Annotated in this window: 16 protein-coding genes; 6 read left to right on the forward strand and 10 right to left on the reverse strand. The window is 62.7% G+C overall.

The features are described from left to right. Positions 1-92: 92 nt before the first annotated feature. Complete coding sequence (locus O0879_RS26750) at positions 93-977, reverse strand: dienelactone hydrolase family protein (protein ID WP_099665491.1); 885 nt, start codon at positions 975-977, stop codon at positions 93-95. Between the two features lie 28 nt (positions 978-1005). Beyond that, positions 1006-3765, reverse strand: coding sequence for a DNA polymerase I (gene polA / locus O0879_RS26755; protein WP_289919659.1), 2760 nt, complete (start codon positions 3763-3765; stop codon positions 1006-1008). A gap of 304 nt (positions 3766-4069) precedes the next feature. On the opposite strand from polA, the gene O0879_RS26760 reads away from it, so the two are divergent. From O0879_RS26760 to O0879_RS26770, 3 genes are all read left to right on the forward strand, one after another. Then, on the forward strand, positions 4070-4465 hold the full coding sequence (locus O0879_RS26760) for a hypothetical protein (RefSeq protein ID WP_070278239.1): 396 nt from the start codon (positions 4070-4072) through the stop codon (positions 4463-4465). An 83-nt stretch (positions 4466-4548) separates the two neighbouring features. Beyond that, positions 4549-5505 (forward strand): homoserine kinase, encoded by a 957-nt coding sequence (locus O0879_RS26765; RefSeq protein WP_289906805.1) that lies wholly within the window; start codon positions 4549-4551, stop codon positions 5503-5505. A 2-nt stretch (positions 5506-5507) separates the two neighbouring features. Then, a complete protein-coding gene (locus O0879_RS26770) occupies positions 5508-6299 on the forward strand; it encodes a BPSS1780 family membrane protein (RefSeq protein WP_034784808.1) in 792 nt (263 codons plus the stop codon). A 65-nt stretch (positions 6300-6364) separates the two neighbouring features. Here O0879_RS26770 and O0879_RS26775 read toward each other — a convergent pair whose 3' ends face one another. Beyond that, a complete protein-coding gene (locus tag O0879_RS26775; protein ID WP_099665494.1) occupies positions 6365-8674 on the reverse strand; it encodes a UvrD-helicase domain-containing protein in 2310 nt (769 codons plus the stop codon). 115 nt (positions 8675-8789) lie between these two features. Between O0879_RS26775 and O0879_RS26780 the strand changes: the two genes are divergently transcribed. Both O0879_RS26780 and O0879_RS26785 read left to right on the forward strand, forming a co-directional pair. Next, positions 8790-9062 carry a hypothetical protein gene (locus tag O0879_RS26780; RefSeq protein WP_289919661.1) on the forward strand — a complete coding sequence of 91 codons (273 nt, stop codon included), beginning with the start codon at positions 8790-8792 and terminating at the stop codon, positions 9060-9062. Further along, complete coding sequence (locus O0879_RS26785) at positions 9059-9583, forward strand: GNAT family N-acetyltransferase (RefSeq protein ID WP_289919662.1); 525 nt, start codon at positions 9059-9061, stop codon at positions 9581-9583. The genes O0879_RS26780 and O0879_RS26785 overlap by 4 nt, the downstream gene beginning before the upstream one ends. Positions 9584-9596: 13 nt before the next feature. On the opposite strand, the gene O0879_RS26790 is transcribed toward O0879_RS26785, so the two are convergent. Next, positions 9597-10451, reverse strand: a complete 855-nt coding sequence (locus O0879_RS26790; RefSeq protein ID WP_143451388.1) for a hypothetical protein — start codon at positions 10449-10451, stop codon at positions 9597-9599. 229 nt (positions 10452-10680) lie between these two features. Between O0879_RS26790 and O0879_RS26795 the strand changes: the two genes are divergently transcribed. Continuing rightward, complete coding sequence (locus O0879_RS26795; RefSeq protein WP_289913603.1) at positions 10681-11649, forward strand: IS1595 family transposase; 969 nt, start codon at positions 10681-10683, stop codon at positions 11647-11649. 61 nt (positions 11650-11710) lie between these two features. Here the strand turns inward: O0879_RS26795 and O0879_RS26800 are convergent, their stop codons facing one another. The 6 genes from O0879_RS26800 to thiS all read right to left on the reverse strand — a co-directional run bounded on the left by O0879_RS26800 (position 11711) and on the right by thiS (position 16077). Continuing rightward, positions 11711-12817 (reverse strand): S-(hydroxymethyl)glutathione dehydrogenase/class III alcohol dehydrogenase, encoded by a 1107-nt coding sequence (locus tag O0879_RS26800; protein ID WP_034749160.1) that lies wholly within the window; start codon positions 12815-12817, stop codon positions 11711-11713. A 126-nt stretch (positions 12818-12943) separates the two neighbouring features. Continuing rightward, on the reverse strand, positions 12944-13576 hold the full coding sequence (locus O0879_RS26805) for a response regulator (protein ID WP_034749164.1): 633 nt from the start codon (positions 13574-13576) through the stop codon (positions 12944-12946). A 67-nt stretch (positions 13577-13643) separates the two neighbouring features. Next, positions 13644-14279: a thiamine phosphate synthase gene (thiE, locus tag O0879_RS26810; protein WP_289919664.1), complete on the reverse strand. Its 636-nt coding sequence runs from the start codon at positions 14277-14279 to the stop codon at positions 13644-13646. Positions 14280-14289: 10 nt separating this feature from the next. Next, positions 14290-15054 (reverse strand): hydroxymethylpyrimidine/phosphomethylpyrimidine kinase, encoded by a 765-nt coding sequence (locus O0879_RS26815; protein WP_289919666.1) that lies wholly within the window; start codon positions 15052-15054, stop codon positions 14290-14292. Continuing rightward, positions 15054-15848 carry a thiazole synthase gene (locus tag O0879_RS26820; protein WP_289906799.1) on the reverse strand — a complete coding sequence of 265 codons (795 nt, stop codon included), beginning with the start codon at positions 15846-15848 and terminating at the stop codon, positions 15054-15056. Before O0879_RS26820 ends, O0879_RS26815 begins: the two co-directional genes overlap by 1 nt. A gap of 25 nt (positions 15849-15873) precedes the next feature. Continuing rightward, positions 15874-16077 (reverse strand): sulfur carrier protein ThiS, encoded by a 204-nt coding sequence (gene thiS / locus O0879_RS26825; RefSeq protein WP_289919779.1) that lies wholly within the window; start codon positions 16075-16077, stop codon positions 15874-15876. Positions 16078-16097 lie beyond the last annotated feature (20 nt).

Consider the following 16097-nt stretch of genomic DNA (forward strand, 5'->3'; position numbering starts at 1 on the left):
ATTGTACTGCATTGGCGCGCACCGGGCATTTTACAGCCCGGTGCGGCTTGCGCGTCAATTTCTGGGAAATACGGTATTTTTCTGTTGCGGCATCACGCCACGCCATGCTTTTTGAACCAGGCCAGGCAACGCGCATAACCGTCTTTTGCATCGGCCGCCACATAGCTGGGACGGTAATCGGCGTTGAAGGCGTGGCCCGCATCGGGATACACGACAAACTCGGATTGGTTGCCGCCCTTGGCCAGCGCATCCTTCATCTTGCCGATCGATTCCTGGCTGATGCCCGTATCCTTGCCGCCATACAAGCCCAGCACGGGGACTTTCAGGCTGGCGGCGATATCGATGGGGTTGCTCGGCTGCAAGGCAGTCGGTTCGCCAACGAGGCGGCCATACCAGGCCACGCCCGCCTTGACGGCCGGATTGTGCGCCGCGTACAGCCACGTGATGCGCCCGCCCCAGCAAAAGCCCGTGATGCCCAAACGGCTCGTGTCGCCGCCATTCTGTTTCGCCCATGCAACAACCGCATCGAGGTCCGCCATCACTTGCGCGTCCGGCGTCTTGGCGATGATGCCTTTCATTAAATCGGCAATGCTGGCCACCTTGGTGGCATCGCCCTGGCGCACGAACAGGTCGGGCGCCAGCGCCAGATAGCCCTGCTTGGCGAAGCGGCGCGCCATGTCGGCGATATGTTCATGCACGCCAAAGATTTCCGAAATGACCAATACCACGGGCAAACCCGTCTTGCCTTCCGGCTGGGCCGCATACACGGGCACGGCCTGGCCATCGACCATCACCGACATGCTTCCCGTGACGAGTCCGGCGGAATCCGTCTTGACGACGTTTTGCGCCGCAACGGGCAGCACGGCCACCGCAAAACCCGTGCCCAGCGCCACCTTCAGGAAACCACGCCGGCCATCCGGCCCGGACAAGCTGCTCTGGCCCAGCAAACTTTCACAATCGGTGATCATGTCGCTCATGCGTTTCTCCTGAAAATGTTGTGTTTAATTAATGCGCTTCGTCCCAGTTTTTACCAATTCCCACTTCGGCCGTCAGCGGTACTTTCAGCGCGGCCACGCCCGCCATCAGTTCCGGCAGCTTGCGCTTGACCAATTCCAGCTCGGCGTCCGGCACTTCCAGCACCAGTTCATCGTGCACCTGCATGATCATCTTCGTCTGCAAGTTGTCCGTTTCCAGCCAGCCTTGCACGGCGATCATGGCCAGCTTGATCAGGTCGGCCGCCGTGCCTTGCATGGGCGCGTTGATCGCCGCCCGTTCCGCGCCCTGGCGGCGGGGGCCATTCGGCGAATTGATTTCCGGCAACCACAAACGGCGGCCGAACACGGTTTCCACGTAGCCGCGCGCCTTCGCTTGCTGGCGCGTGTCTTCCATGTACTGTTTCACGCCGGAAAAACGGGCAAAGTAGCGGTCGATATAGCTTTGCGCGGCCGTGCGGTCCACGCCCAGATTACCGGCCAGGCCGAATGCGCTCATGCCGTAGATCAAACCAAAGTTGATGACCTTGGCGTAGCGGCGCTGTTCGCTCTGCACTTCCGCTGCCGGCACGCCAAAGATTTCGGCGGCCGTGGCGCGGTGAATGTCGATACCGTCGGCAAACGCGCGCAGCATGGCTTCATCGCCCGAGATATGCGCCATGATGCGCAATTCGATCTGCGAATAGTCGGCCGAGACGATGTGGCTGCCCGGCGGCGCAATGAAGGCTTCGCGGATGCGGCGGCCTTCCGCGCTGCGGATGGGAATATTCTGCAAGTTCGGGTCATTCGACGCCAGGCGGCCCGTCACGGCCACGGCTTGCGCATAGTTCGTGTGCACGCGCCCCGTCGTGACGTTGATCATCTTCGGCAATTTGTCCGTATAGGTCGATTTCAGCTTGGCCATGCCGCGGTATTCGAGCAGCACTTTGGGCAGCGGATAATCCTCGGCCAGCTTTTGCAGCACTTCCTCATCCGTCGACGGCGCGCCCGTCGGCGTCTTCTTGACCACCGGCAGTTTCAATTTCTCAAAGAAAATTTCACCGATCTGCTTGGGCGAGCCTAAATTAAACGGCTGCTCGGCCAGCTCATACGCCTTCTTTTCCAGTTCGAGAATCTTGACGGCCAGCTCGGCCGACTGGATGTTGAGCAATTCATCGTCGATCAGCACGCCGTTGCGCTCGATCTTTTGCAAGACCACGGCCGTCGGCATCTCGATCTTTTCATAGATGAAGGTCAGCTTCTCATCATTCGCCACATTGCCCCACATGGCATTGTGCAAGCGCAAGGTGACGTCCGCATCCTCGGCCGCGTATTTCGCCGCCTGCTCCACTTCCACCTGGTTGAACGTAATCTGCTTGGCGCCCTTGCCGCACACGTCCTCGAACGGGATGGTCGTGTAATTCAGGTGGCGCAGGGCCAGGCTGTCCATGTCGTGCTTCTTGTGCGATTCGAACACATACGATTCGAGCAAGGTATCGTGGGCGATGCCGCGCAACGTCACGCCGTGGTTGGCGAAGATGTGGCTGTCATACTTGAGGTTCTGGCCCAGCTTGGGCTTGTTCGCATCTTCCAGCCATGGACGCAGTTTCGCCAGCACGTGTTCGCGCGTCAACTGTTCCGGCGCGCCCGCGTAATCGTGGGCCAGCGGGATATAGCAGGCGGCGTGCTCTGCCACGGAGAGGGAAATGCCGACCATTTGCGCCGTCATCGGTTCCAGCGACGTGGTTTCCGTATCGACGGCCGTCAAAGCCGCCGCATCGATCAGGGCGATCCATTTGTCCAGCTGCTCGTCCGTCAGCACGGTTTCATACACGGCTTCCACGGCCGGAGCGGCATCGGCAAACATGTCGCCCGTCGTGTTGGCGGCAGCGCCGCCAGTTGCCGGTGCGCCAACGGGCGACATCGGCGGCGGCGTGGCGCCCAGTTCGCGCAGCAGGGCCTTGAAGCCGTAGCGCTGGAAGAAGGCCAGCAGCGCTTCCTTGTCTTCGTGTTTCGCCACCAGCGAATCGGCGATGGTCGTCATATGTTCGGACAAGTCGCAATCGGTCTTGACGGTGATCAAGGCGCGCGCCTGCGGCAGCCATGGCAGGGCCGTACGCAGGTTTTCACCCACGGCGCCGCCCACCTTGGCCGCGTTTTCCATCACGCCTTCCAGGCTGTCGTACAAGGTCAGCCATTTGACGGCCGTCTTCGGGCCGCACTTCGATACGCCCGGCACGTTGTCGACCGTATCGCCGATCAGCGACAAGTAATCGATGATGCGGTTCGGCGGCACGCCGAACTTGACCAGCACGGCCGCTTCATCGAGCTTTTCATTGCTCATGGTATTGATCAGGGTCACCTGGCTGTTGACCAGCTGCGCCAGGTCCTTGTCGCCCGTCGACACCACCACGTCCATGCCGGCGGCCGCCGCCTGCACGGCCAGGGTGCCGATCACGTCGTCCGCTTCCACGCCGTCGACCATCAATATCGGCCAGCCCATGGCGCGCACGGCTTCGTGGATGGGTTCGATCTGCAGGCGCAGGTCGTCCGGCATCGAGGCGCGCGTGGCCTTGTATTCCGGATACATGTCATCACGGAAAGTTTTGCCTTTGGCATCGAAAACGCAGGCGATATAGGCGGCCGGGTAGTCGGCGCGCAGGCGGCGCAGCATATTGACCATGCCGTGCATGGCGCCCGTGGGATAACCGTCCGGGCTGCGCAGGTCGGGCAGCGCATGGAAGGCACGATAGAGGTAACTGGAACCGTCGACTAACAGCAGGGTGTTTTGCATAATGCCAATAAAATAAGGTGAGCCGCGCCAGCCGGGAAGGAACAGCGGCGGGCGGGCGGAATATCGCCCAATTATCGCAGAGTTTAGGGCCGCGCCACCGGCCGCAACGCCTGCCGCTTCCGGCGTTTTTGCCACCCTGGCGGCCCCGTGCGGGCGCGCGGGCCGCCACTGCCGGCCATTTCGGCACATTAATCAGCCGTATTAAACAGCATTGCCTACCAGTTTGTTACAATGCCTTATAGATAAATTGACGGCATTACACTACTGCACACGCTGCAGTCCCTCACATGGAAGCGAACCCATCATGATGCGTACATCGACACTCTGGACATTCCTCGCCCTGCCCCTGCTGGCATGTTCGGCCATCGCCAGCGCCCAGACGCCGGCCAAACCGAGCGACGCGCCGCCACAACTGGAACGCATCGAGGAAATGGGCGAAGCGCCCATCACCGTGGCGCCGGCCGCGGCCAAGCAGCAGATTACCGAAAAACGCGAAGCGGGCGTGACGTCCGAAGTGAAAGTGACGAGCGGCGGCAGCACCTATTACATGAAGCCGGCCGCCGGCGGCGACCAGGCCCACAGCGGCGCCCTGCGCGGCCCGCAATGGAAAGTGCTGGAATTTGATCTGGGCAAGAAGAAACAGAAACAACGCGACGAAGAGGCCGCGGACGCGCCAGCGCCGCCCGCACCAGCGAAGTAAGCAGCCACTCTCTTCTGCCCTGCCCCGGCCACCTGCGGGGCAGCCGGCTTTTTTTGACCTTTTAGACCATTCCTCTCTTTCCCATGGCAGTTTTTACCGCGCTACACCTGGACGATATCGGCCAGTGGATCACGCAATTTCCACTCGGCAAACCTCTGGCGCTCAAGGGCATCGCGTCCGGCATCGAGAACAGCAATTTCTTCCTGAGCACGGAGCGCGGCGAGTATGTGCTGACGATCTTTGAAAACCTCAGCTTCGAGCAATTGCCGTTCTATCTGCAGCTGATGCGCCATTTGGCGGACCGGGGCGTACTGGTGCCGGCGCCGATCGCCAATGCGGACGGCGAACTGGTGACGGCCTTGCAAGGCAAGCCGGCCGCCATCGTCAGCAAACTCGACGGCAGCTCGCAGATGGCGCCGCAAGCCGTGCATTGCGCGGCCGTGGGCGCCATGCTGGCGAAGATGCACCTGGCGGCGCAGGATTTCCCCCTGCAACAGCCGAATCTGCGGGGCCTGGACTGGTGGAACACCACCACGCCCCTCGTCCTGCACCACCTCGACGATGCCAGGGCGCATTTGCTGCGCGCGGAAATCCACTTCCAGGACGCCTTTGCTGCCTGCGATACCTATAAAGCCATCCCGCGCGGTCCCGTGCATGCCGACTTGTTCCGCAACAATGTCATGTTTGACGGCGAACAACTGACGGGCTTTTTCGACTTTTACTTTGCCGGCTGCGACACCTGGCTGTTCGACGTGGCCGTCACCGTCAACGACTGGTGCGTGGACTTGGCCACGGGCGTGCTCGACACGGTGCGCGTGCGCGCCCTGCTCGACGCCTACCGGGCCGTGCGTCCGTTTACGCATGAAGAACAGACTGCATGGCAACCGATGCTGCGCGCCGCCGCGCTGCGCTTCTGGCTGTCGCGCCTGTACGATTATTACCAGCCGCGCGAAGCGGAAATGCTGACCCCGCACGATCCCACGCATTTCGAACGCATTCTGCGCGAACGTATCGCCACACCTGCTCCGGAACTGTTTTAAACATGGAAAAATTACCTGCAAGTACAGGTTGGCAATGGGTGAAACAAGGCTTCGCCCTGTTTCGCAAGCAACCTGGCGGTATGTCGATGCTGTTTCTCGGCTATATGTTCTGCATGCTGGCCGTCAGCATCGTGCCCGTGCTCGGCCAGATGCTGCCCGTCATCCTCGTCCCCGTGTTTTCCGTCGCCTTCGTGCAAGGCTGCCTGAACATCGACCAGGGCAAGCGCGTCTTGCCCAGCCTGTTGATCTCGGGCTTCCGCAAGCCGGCCTTTCCTTCCCTGTTCGGCCTGGGCGTGCTGTACATCCTGATGGCCATCGTAGCCATCGGCGCCTCGACTTTGGTGGACGACGGCTTGCTGTGGCAACTGGTCACGGGGCAATTGACGGAAGAAGCGGCGCGCACCGCCATCCCCGAATCGCGCCTGGGTCTCGGCATCCTGCTGGCCATCGTACTGTACGTGCCGGCCGCCATGGCCTTCTGCTTTGCCGCACCGCTGATCTACTGGAAACAAACCGGGCTGGGCAAGGCGCTGTTTTTCAGCTTTTTCGCCGTCTGGCGCTCGCTGTCGGCCTTCATCGTCTTCGCCGCCACCTGGTTCGCCATCAGCGTCGTCACCAGCCAGTTGCTGGCCGTCATCTTTGGCCGCACACCGCTGATGATGCAACTGATGATGCCGCTGTCGATGATCTTGACCATCATCATGCATTGCTCGTTCTACGCCGCCTACCGCCAGATCTTCGGCTTGCCCGTCGATGAGAGCAAGACGGTGTCGCTGGACAAGCCGAACGACTGATTTTCACGCCGCATGAAAAAAGGGCAGCCTGCGCAGGCTGCCCTTTTTTATTGCTACTCAGCAAACTAGCGGCCCAGGCGTTCCAATTTGGCGATGCCGAGGTCGAGCACCTTCATGCCGTGCTGGCCGAAGTTGATTTGCGCGCGCGCATTGCCGCCGCCGCCTTCGATATTGACGATCACGCCCTCGCCGAACTTGGCGTGCGCCACGGATTCGCCGATGCGCCAGCCGCCGCCCGTGGCTTTTTGCGCGATCTTTTGCGCAATCGCATTGTCCGAACCCAGGCTGGCCAGCTTCGGCGCCTCGTCCCAGGCCGACTTGCGGTTGCCGAACCAGTTCGCCTGCACCTTCGGCGACAGCCATTTCAGCGATTCTTCCGGCAATTCGTCGAAGAAGCGCGACTTCATGTTGTAGCGCGTCTGGCCGTGCAGCATGCGCGTCTGCGAAAAGCTCATATATAAGCGCTTGCGCGCGCGCGTGATGGCCACGTACATCAGCCGGCGTTCCTCTTCCACGCCGTTGTCTTCCTTCGAGCTGCTTTCGTGCGGGAACAGGCCCTCTTCCAGGCCGGTAATGAACACGTTGTCGAATTCCAGGCCCTTGGCCGAGTGTACCGTCATCATCTGCAGCGCATCCTGGCCCGCCTGCGCCTGGTTATCGCCCGCTTCCAGCGACGCGTGCGACAGGAAGGCGGAGAGCGGCGACATCACGGCCGGCAACGGCGCGTCCGCGTCCAGGATTTCGATGCCATCCTGGTTCACGACGGGCGCGCCCGACTGCGCCTGGGCGGCTGGCCCCAAATGCGCCGGTGCGCCCTGGCCAAAACCTTCTTCGGAAATGAACTGGCTGGCCGCGCTGACCATCTGCTCCAGGTTCTCGATGCGGTCGGCGCCTTCCTTTTCATTCTGATAATGTTGCAGCAAGGTACTCGCTTCCAGCACCACTCTGACCATTTCCGGCAAGGACAATTGCTGCGTTTCGAAACGCACGCCTTCGATCAGCTTGACGAAGCCGGCCAGCACGCTGCCCGCCTTGCCGGCCACATACGGCACGGCCGCATACAGCGAAATACCGTACTGTTCCGACGCGGCCTGCAATTGCTCGATCGAGCGCATGCCGATGCCCCGCGTGGGGAAATTGACCACGCGCAAGAAGGCCGAATCGTTGTGCGGATTGTCCATCAATTGCAGATAGGCAATTGCGTGCTTGACCTCGGCGCGCTGGAAGTAGCGCTGGCCGCCATACACGTGATATGGAATCGCGGCCGAGAACAGCGCGTGTTCGATCACGCGCGACTGCGCATTCGAGCGGTACAAGATGGCGATTTCACTGCGCGACGCGCCATCGGCGATCAGGCTTTTCGCCTCTTCGATGATCCATTGCGCTTCCTGCAAGTCTGAACTGGCTTCATACACGCGCACCTGCTCGCCATGGCCCGCGTCCGTGCGCAGATTCTTGCCCAGGCGCTTGCTATTGTTCGCGATCAATACGTTGGCGCTGTCGAGGATGTGGCCGTGCGAGCGGTAGTTCTGCTCCAGCTTGATCAAGTTCTTCACCTGGAACTCGTGCTCGAAGGCGCTCATATTGCCCACGTTGGCGCCGCGGAACGCATAGATGCTCTGGTCATCGTCGCCGACGGCAAACAGGGCGCCGCCATCGCGGCTGCCGTGGCCGGCCAGCAATTTGAGCCAGTTGTATTGCAGGTTGTTCGTATCCTGGAACTCGTCCACCAAAATATGGCGGAAGCGCGCCTGGTAGTGTTCGCGCAAGGGCTGGTTGCGGCTGAGCAATTCATACGTGCGCAGCAGCAATTCGGCAAAATCGACGACGCCTTCGCGCTGGCACTGGTCGTCGTACAGCTGGTACAGCTCGACCATCTTGCGCTCGTGCGCGTCGTACGCTTCCACATCCGTGGCGCGCAAGCCCTGGTCCTTGGCGTTGTTGATGAAATACATCACCGTCTTCGGCGGGAATTTTTCATCATCGATATTGTTCGCCTTCAACAAGCGCTTGATCACCGACAATTGATCCTGCGAATCGAGGATCTGGAACGTTTGCGGCAAGGCCGCGTCGCGGTAGTGCGTGCGCAGCAAGCGGTTGCACAGGCCGTGGAAGGTGCCGATCCACATGCCCCGTGTATTGATCGGCAGCATGGCCGACAGGCGCGTGAGCATTTCCTTGGCGGCTTTGTTGGTAAACGTCACGGCCAGGATGCCGGGCGGCGATACCTGCTGGGTCTGGATCAGCCACGCGATGCGGGTGGTCAGCACGCGGGTCTTGCCCGAACCGGCGCCTGCCAGGATCAGCGCATGCTGCGCCGGCAAGGTGACGGCAGCCAATTGTTCGGGATTGAGGTTGTGAAGAAGATTTTGCATGCCGTGATTATACCGGCATGGCTAAAAATACTGTGCATTTGTCCAGCGGTCGCGCCGGATTCGCCGCGTGCGCGCTACAATCGGCATCACTGCACAGCCGATGGAAACAACGCCCATGACACCTCCCAGCCACCTCGACGGCGCCCGCGTACTGGCCTGGGCCTGGTCCGACTTGCCTTTCGGCCATGTTGCCGCTGAAGATGGCGCCGCCCCCATCGCCATCCACGGCCTGGCCGTATGCCGCTACGGGGACGAAGCGCAAGTCTACCGTTTCAGCTGCGACGCGCGCTGGGACACGGTGCAGGATGACGCATATGCCAGCGAGGACGACGCCAGGCAGTTGCCGGCGCAATACCGCGCCGTGGCCGCCGCGTGGCATACGCCGTGAAGTACGCCATCCGCACAGCCAGCAGCGCCGACCTGCCCCTGCTGGCCCAGGTCGAGCGCAGCGCCGCGGCCCTGTTTGCGCAGGCCGGCCCCGGACTGGCGTGGCTGGCGCAGGGAGAACCCTTACCATTGAGCACCTTACAGGCGCTGCAGCGCGAGGGCGGCGTATGGGTGGCCGCCGATGGGCACGCCGCGCCAGCAGGCTTCCTGGCCGCCGAACCGCTCGACGGGCAACTGTTCATCGTGGAATTGTCCGTTGCCCTGCCGCATCAACGGCAGGGCGTGGGCGCGCGCTTGCTCGACGCGGCAGCGGCACATGCCCAGGCGCTGGGCTGCGCCTGCCTGACGCTCAGCACGTATCGCCACCTGCCATGGAACGCACCCTACTATGCGCGCCATGGTTTCAGCGAAATCGGGGCTGCGGCGCTGGGCGCAGGCCACGCGCTCAAGCTGGCGCACGAAGCGCAGGACGGACACGATCCGACGCTGCGCTGCCTGATGCGCAAGCCACTGGCCTGCTAATTGAGCACCTCCTTCAGCGCACCAGCTTGGCCTTGCCCTCGCTAAGCGCCTGGGCGATCACCTGGCGCGTGGTCTTGTCCGCGATCTTGACGACTTTTTCCTGCTGGCGGCCCAGGTCGCCCATTTGCTTGCCCAGCGCTTCCATCGGCTTGCCGCGCTGCTCCATCTGGCGCGACATCTGCTCCATTTTCTCGGCCTCGCGCTCGTGTACGTCGGCGATGCGGTCGTTGATCTCTTCCATCTTGTCCTGCGCATCTTCCATCTGCTGCTGCAGGCCTTCCACGTCGCGCTCGGCCGCGCGGCGCGCCGTGTCGCTCGTCGCCAGCGCCTGGCGGCGCGAGGCGTCGCCGAGCTTGCGGCCCAGCTCCTGCTGCTGGCGGCCCAGCAAGCGCAGCTGTTCCGATTCGCGCGCGCTGCCTTTTTCCAGGCTGCGGGCGCCCATCTTGCGGCCCATTTCCCCCATGGCCTTGCCGTGCGCGCCCATTTGATCGCCAAGCGCGCTCATCTCCTTGCCCAGCTGTTTCGAGGGTTCCCATGCCGTGCGCACCTTGCCCAGCAAGGCCGCATCCTGCAGCACATAGGCCTGCCCCTGGTCGCGGAACCACAGGAACGGCCCCTTGATCGAGCGCTTGAGTTTTTCCACCTGCTCCGAGTGAATATCGCTGTCGATGACGATGACGCCCTCGCTATCCCTGGTGCCATCGACCAGCGCATAGCTTTCGCCCTTGTCGAGCGAACGGCTGACCTGCACGCTGGGTGCGGCCGGCGGGGCCGGTGGCGCGGGCGGTTGCGGCGGCTGCACGGCCAGCGCGCTGCCGCCAAGCAGGATACCGGCCAGGCTGAGGATCAAACGATGGGAAGTGGTCATGGCTGCCTCGTCGCAAAAGTAGTGGAGCGTTGACTGTAGCGGCAAGCGGACCTGGCCTCCAGCGCCGTGCGACAGGCTGCAAAAAGACCTGCCTGGATGGCAAACACGGACGATGGATGGCATGCCGGGCAAAAAAAAAGGCTCTGTCATCGGCAAGTAGGGGAAATGCCGGAATCTTCCGTTGGCTGCGCTGTCTGACTCTGCATATTCACCACGCAGGGAGTAGATCATGCAGCCAGCCGACTGGATCAGCTTTATCGCACAGTTTGCTTACCTGAACCGGCGCCAGCGGCAGGCAGGCATAACCTTGCTGCGTGGCAACGCGCCACATGACGCGACCGTCGCGCTGCTGGAAAGCGTGGCGCAGCCGCGCCTGGCCTGTCCCGCCTGCCACTCGCATCAGCTGCACCGGCATGGCCATGCGCATGGTTTGCAGCGCTACCGTTGTGTACCGTGCGGGCGCACCTTCAATGCCTTGACGGGCACGCCGCTGTCCCGCTTGCGTCACAAGGCCCTATGGATCGCCTATGCCGATTGCCTGCTCGATTCGAGGTCGGTACGCCAGGCCGCTCAGCAGCTGGGATTGCACCGCAACACCACGTTTCGCTGGCGCCACCGTTTTCTCCGCGTCGCCAGGACGGATCGGCCGCATGGCCTGCATGGCATTGCCGAGGCGGACGAGTTATATGTGCTGGAATCGGAAAAGGGATCGAGGCAGATGACGCGTCCGGCCCGCCGCCGGGGCGGCCATGCCCGCCAGCGCGGCATTTCCGATGAGCAGGTCTGTATCCTGGTGGCGCGCGACCGCACAGGCCAGACCCTCGATTTCGTCACGGGCAAAGGGGCGTTGACGAAGGCACAGCTGCACCGCTGTCTGTTACCTGTCATCGATAAGGATGTCCTGCTGGTAACGGATGGCCATGCCGCCTACCGGGCGTTTGCCAGGGAAGCGGGCATCAGCCACCAGGCCGTCAACTTGCGCGCCGGCATCCGTGTGCAAGGCGCCGCGCATGTGCAGAACGTCAATGCGTATCACAGCCGTCTGCGGGACTGGCTGCGGCCCTTTCGCGGCGTGGCGACGCGCTACCTGCCGAATTACCTGGGCTGGCGCTGGATACTCGACGCCAGGCGCATCCGCTCACCAGAAACGTTATTAAAAGCAACACTGGGAGCATTCCCACATTTGACGGTGACATAGCCAAAAAAAACGGAGGCCGCAGCCTCCGCAAAAACGCCGTGGTACGGCGTATGTCAATTCATTAATACAGCACGACGGAGCGGATCGATTCGCCGCTCTTCATCAAGTCGAAACCTTGATTGATATCATCGAGCTTCAGCCTGTGTGTGATCAAATCATCGATATTGAGCTTGCCTTCCATGTACCAGTCGACGATCTTCGGCACGTCCGTGCGACCGCGCGCGCCGCCGAAGGCGGAACCTTTCCACACGCGCCCCGTCACCAGCTGGAACGGACGCGTGGAAATTTCCTGGCCGGCCGCCGCCACGCCGATGATGATGGACTGGCCCCAGCCCTTGTGGCAGCACTCGAGCGACTGGCGCATGGTGGTGGTGTTGCCGATGCATTCGAACGAATAGTCGGCGCCGCCGTCCGTCAGCTGCACGATGGTGTCCACAACGTTTTCCACCTCGTTGGCGTTGACGAAATGCGTCATGCCGAACTTGCGCGCGATGGCCTGGCGCGCCGGGTTGATGTCCACGCCGATGATTTTGTCGGCGCCCACCATCTTGGCCGCCTGGATCACGTTCAAGCCGATGCCGCCCAGGCCGAACACGACCACGTTGGCGCCCGCCTCGACCTTGGCCGTAAACAACACGGCGCCCACGCCCGTCGTCACGCCGCAGCCGATGTAGCAGACTTTATCGAAAGGCGCGTCTTCGCGGATCTTCGCCAGGGCGATTTCCGGCACGACGATGTAGTTCGAGAAGGTGGACGTGCCCATGTAGTGGAAGATGGGCTTGCCGTCGATGGAAAAGCGCGACGTCGCGTCCGGCATCAGGCCGCGGCCCTGGGTCGAGCGGATCGACTGGCACAGGTTGGTCTTTTGCGACAGGCAGAATTTGCACTGGCGGCATTCCGGCGTGTACAGGGGGATGACGTGGTCATCCTTCTTCAGGCTTTTCACGCCAGGACCCACGTCGACGACGATGCCCGCGCCTTCATGGCCGAGGATGGATGGGAAGATGCCTTCCGGATCGGCGCCCGACAGGGTGTAGTAATCGGTGTGGCAAATGCCGGTGGCCTTGATCTCGACCAGTACCTCGCCCTCGCGCGGGCCGGCCAGATCGACTTCCTCGATGGTCAAAGGCGCGCCCGCCTTCCATGCAATCGCTGCTTTGGTTTTCATGTGTGTCCTGTGTATGGTTGAACCAGGCGCGCCAGCGCGCCGTATCGTCACATCATAACAAGGCAGGCGCCGACGTGCCACGCCGGCGCCGGTGCAACGCTTACTTGAAACACTTACTTGAAACTCTTACTTGGTTTTCGCCCGGTTCAAAAACGCGCCGTGCAAGCCGTTCAGGGTTTCCTCGGCCAGCAGCAGCTGGCTGGCGATTTCATTGATCTTGCGGCGGCTGGAGCGGGCGTGGTCGCGCAACACTTCGAACGCCGTGTTGCGGTCCGTCTGGAACTTGCCCATCAGCAAACCGACGGCCAGGCTCGTTTCCCGGCCGGCGGCCAGGGCCGCGTTCAGGTTCAGCTCGGTGCGGCGCAGCTGGCGGATTTCATCGGCGCGCGCCAGGCCCGCTTCGAACGCCGGCATCAAGCGGCCTTCGTCGACGGGTTTGACGACATAGCCGACGGCGCCGTAGGCGGCCGCCTGCTTGCCCGATTCGCTGTCGCCGCTGCCGGACAGGAACATGAATGGCACGGCCGTTTCGCCGTGCAGGCGCTTGGCCAGTTCCAGGCCGGACATGCCCGGCATGTGGATGTCGAGCAAGGCCAGGTCAGGCTCGCGCTGGGCGATCAGCTGCAGCGCCACTTCGGCCGAATGGGCCAGGGCCGTCTCGTAGCCGGCATGGCGCAGGACTTCGCCAAGGAATTCCAACAGGAGCTGGTCATCGTCAACGATCAGGATAAGGCGTTTCGCGGCGGCTGGCTGACTCATGGGTAAAGGGACCTCGGTAATGAATGATGCCCTTATTATATGCCGATTATCCGCCAAATCCGCCCCCTCACGCCTCCCCGGCCTGCGCAAACAGCAGATTGAATTGCTGCACTGCAATATCCACATCGTCCGCCTGAGATCCCTTCCCAAATACGCTGCTGATCGCCGCCACCATGTCGGCCCCGCGCGCCACCAGCGGCGCCGCGTTCTCCGGCGTCATGCCGCCGATCACCACGCAGGGCAAGGCGATTTCGCGTTTCGCCTGCAGCACGATATCCAGGGGCGTCGTCACCGGATACTTTTTCACCAGCGATGGATAAAAGCCGCCGAAGGCCACGTAGCTGGCGCCGCCCTCTGCTGCCGTGCGCGCCAGGGCCATGTCGCCATAGCACGAAGCGCCGACGATCTTGTCCTTGCCCAGGCGCGCGCGCACCTGCGCGACGGACGCGTCCGTGCCGCCCACGTGCACGCCATCCGCGTCCAGCTCTTCGCACAGCTCGAGAAAATCATTGACGATGAAAGGCACGCCATACTTGCGGGCCAGGATCAGCAAGGCGCCCGCCTGTTCGCGCCGCTGCTCCGCGTCGGCGCTCTTGTGGCGGTATTGCAGCAGCGCCACGCCGCCATGCAAAGCCTGCTCCGTGATATCGAGCAGGCGGTCGGTGTCATCCCAGTTCGGGGTGACCAGATACAGTCCACGCATGATGTTTTCCTTATTCAATGAATCGTTGCGGCATGAGTTGACCTGGCGCAATCGCATACGCGCCGGCCAGGGCCGCATGGCAATAGGCTTGCGCCCGGTCAAGCGCTTGCGCCAGCGGCTGGCCCAATGCCAGGCGGGCCGCGATGGCCGACGCCAACGTGCAACCGCTGCCATGAAACTCTCCGGGCAGGCGCGGCCAGCGCCACTCGCGCGCGCGCCCGTCACCGTCCAGCCAGCGGTTGACGATCTCCTCGCCGTCGCCGTGGCCGCCCGTCACCAGCACGTGTCCACAGCCTTGCGCGCGCAAGTTGTCTTCGCCGCCGAGGGCCAGCGCTTCCGGCCCGTTCGGTACGATGACGGTAGTCACGGGCAGCAAGGGCGCCAGCGCCAGCACGGCGTCGTCCCGGCTGAGCACGTCGCCATGGCCGCTGGCCAGCACGGGATCGAGCACGACAGGCAAGCTTGGGCGGGACAGCCGCAATTGGGCGATCAGTTGCGCGATGACGGCCGCATTCGCCGCGCTGCCGGGGATGCCGATTTTCACGGCATCGATGGCGACCTTGGCGATCAGCGCCTGCGTCTGGCGGCGCAGCAATTCCGGCGCCACGGGCTCGACAGCAAACACGCGGTCGTTGTCCTGCACCGTCAGCGCCGTGATGACGGGCAAGGCATGCGCGCCCTGCGCCGCGATCGCTAGAATATCGGCGGCGATGCCGGCGCCGCCCGACGGGTCGGCACCGGCAAACACGAGCACGGTGGGACGCCGTCGCGCCATCACGCCAGCCGGCCCGCCATCGGCGACGAAGGCGAGGCGGCGAACTTGCGCGGCATGCGGCCCGCCAAAAATGCTTCGCGCCCGGCCCGCACGGCCAGCTTCATCGCATGCGCCATGCGCACGGGGTCGCGCGCGCCGGCAATCGCCGTATTCATCAGCACGCCATCGCAACCGAGTTCCATGGCGATGGCCGCGTCCGACGCCGTGCCCACGCCCGCATCGACGAGTACGGGCACTTTCGCCTGGTCGATGATCAAGGACAAGTTCCACGGATTCAAGATGCCCATGCCCGAACCGATCAGGGACGCCAGCGGCATGACGGCCACGCAGCCGATGTCTTCCAGAATCTTCGCCTGGATGGGGTCGTCGCTGCAATACACCATCACGTCGAAGCCATCCTTGACCAGCGCTTCGGCCGCGACCAGGGTTTCCGGCATGTGCGGAAACAGCGTCTTTTCATCGCCCAGCACTTCCAGTTTCACCAGATTGCGCCCGCCCAGGAGTTCCCGCGCCAGTTGCAGGGTGTACACGGCATCCTTGGCGTTGTAGCAGCCGGCCGTGTTCGGCAAGATCGTGTACTGGTCGGGCGGCACGAAATCGAGCAGGCTGGGCGCGTTCGGATCTTGCCCGATATTTACCCTGCGGATCGCCACCGTGATGATCTGCGCCTCGGCCGCGTCCGTCGCTTCGCGCGTCTGCGGCAAATCCTTGTACTTGCCGCTGCCCACCAGCAGGCGCGATTGGTACTGTTTGCCTGCGATGGTCAGCAGATCGTTGTTTGTTGCGGTATTCATGTGCGTTTCCTTGTCTATTCTCAACTTAACCGCCGCCAATCGCGCGTACGATTTCCACCTGGTCTTGAATTTCCAGGACCCGGTCGTGCCACGCCTTGCGCGGCACGACGTTGCGGTTGACGGCCAACGCCAGCGCCTGGTTTTCCAGCGACAGCGCGGCGATCAATTGGTCCAGGGTTTGCCCCAGCGGCACCTGGTGCGGCGCGCCGTTGAGCGTGATGTCGATCAATGCAGTCATCACGCCCTCCT

Source organism: Janthinobacterium sp. SUN120 (assembly GCF_030397735.1).
Lineage (GTDB): Bacteria > Pseudomonadota > Gammaproteobacteria > Burkholderiales > Burkholderiaceae_D > Janthinobacterium > Janthinobacterium kumbetense.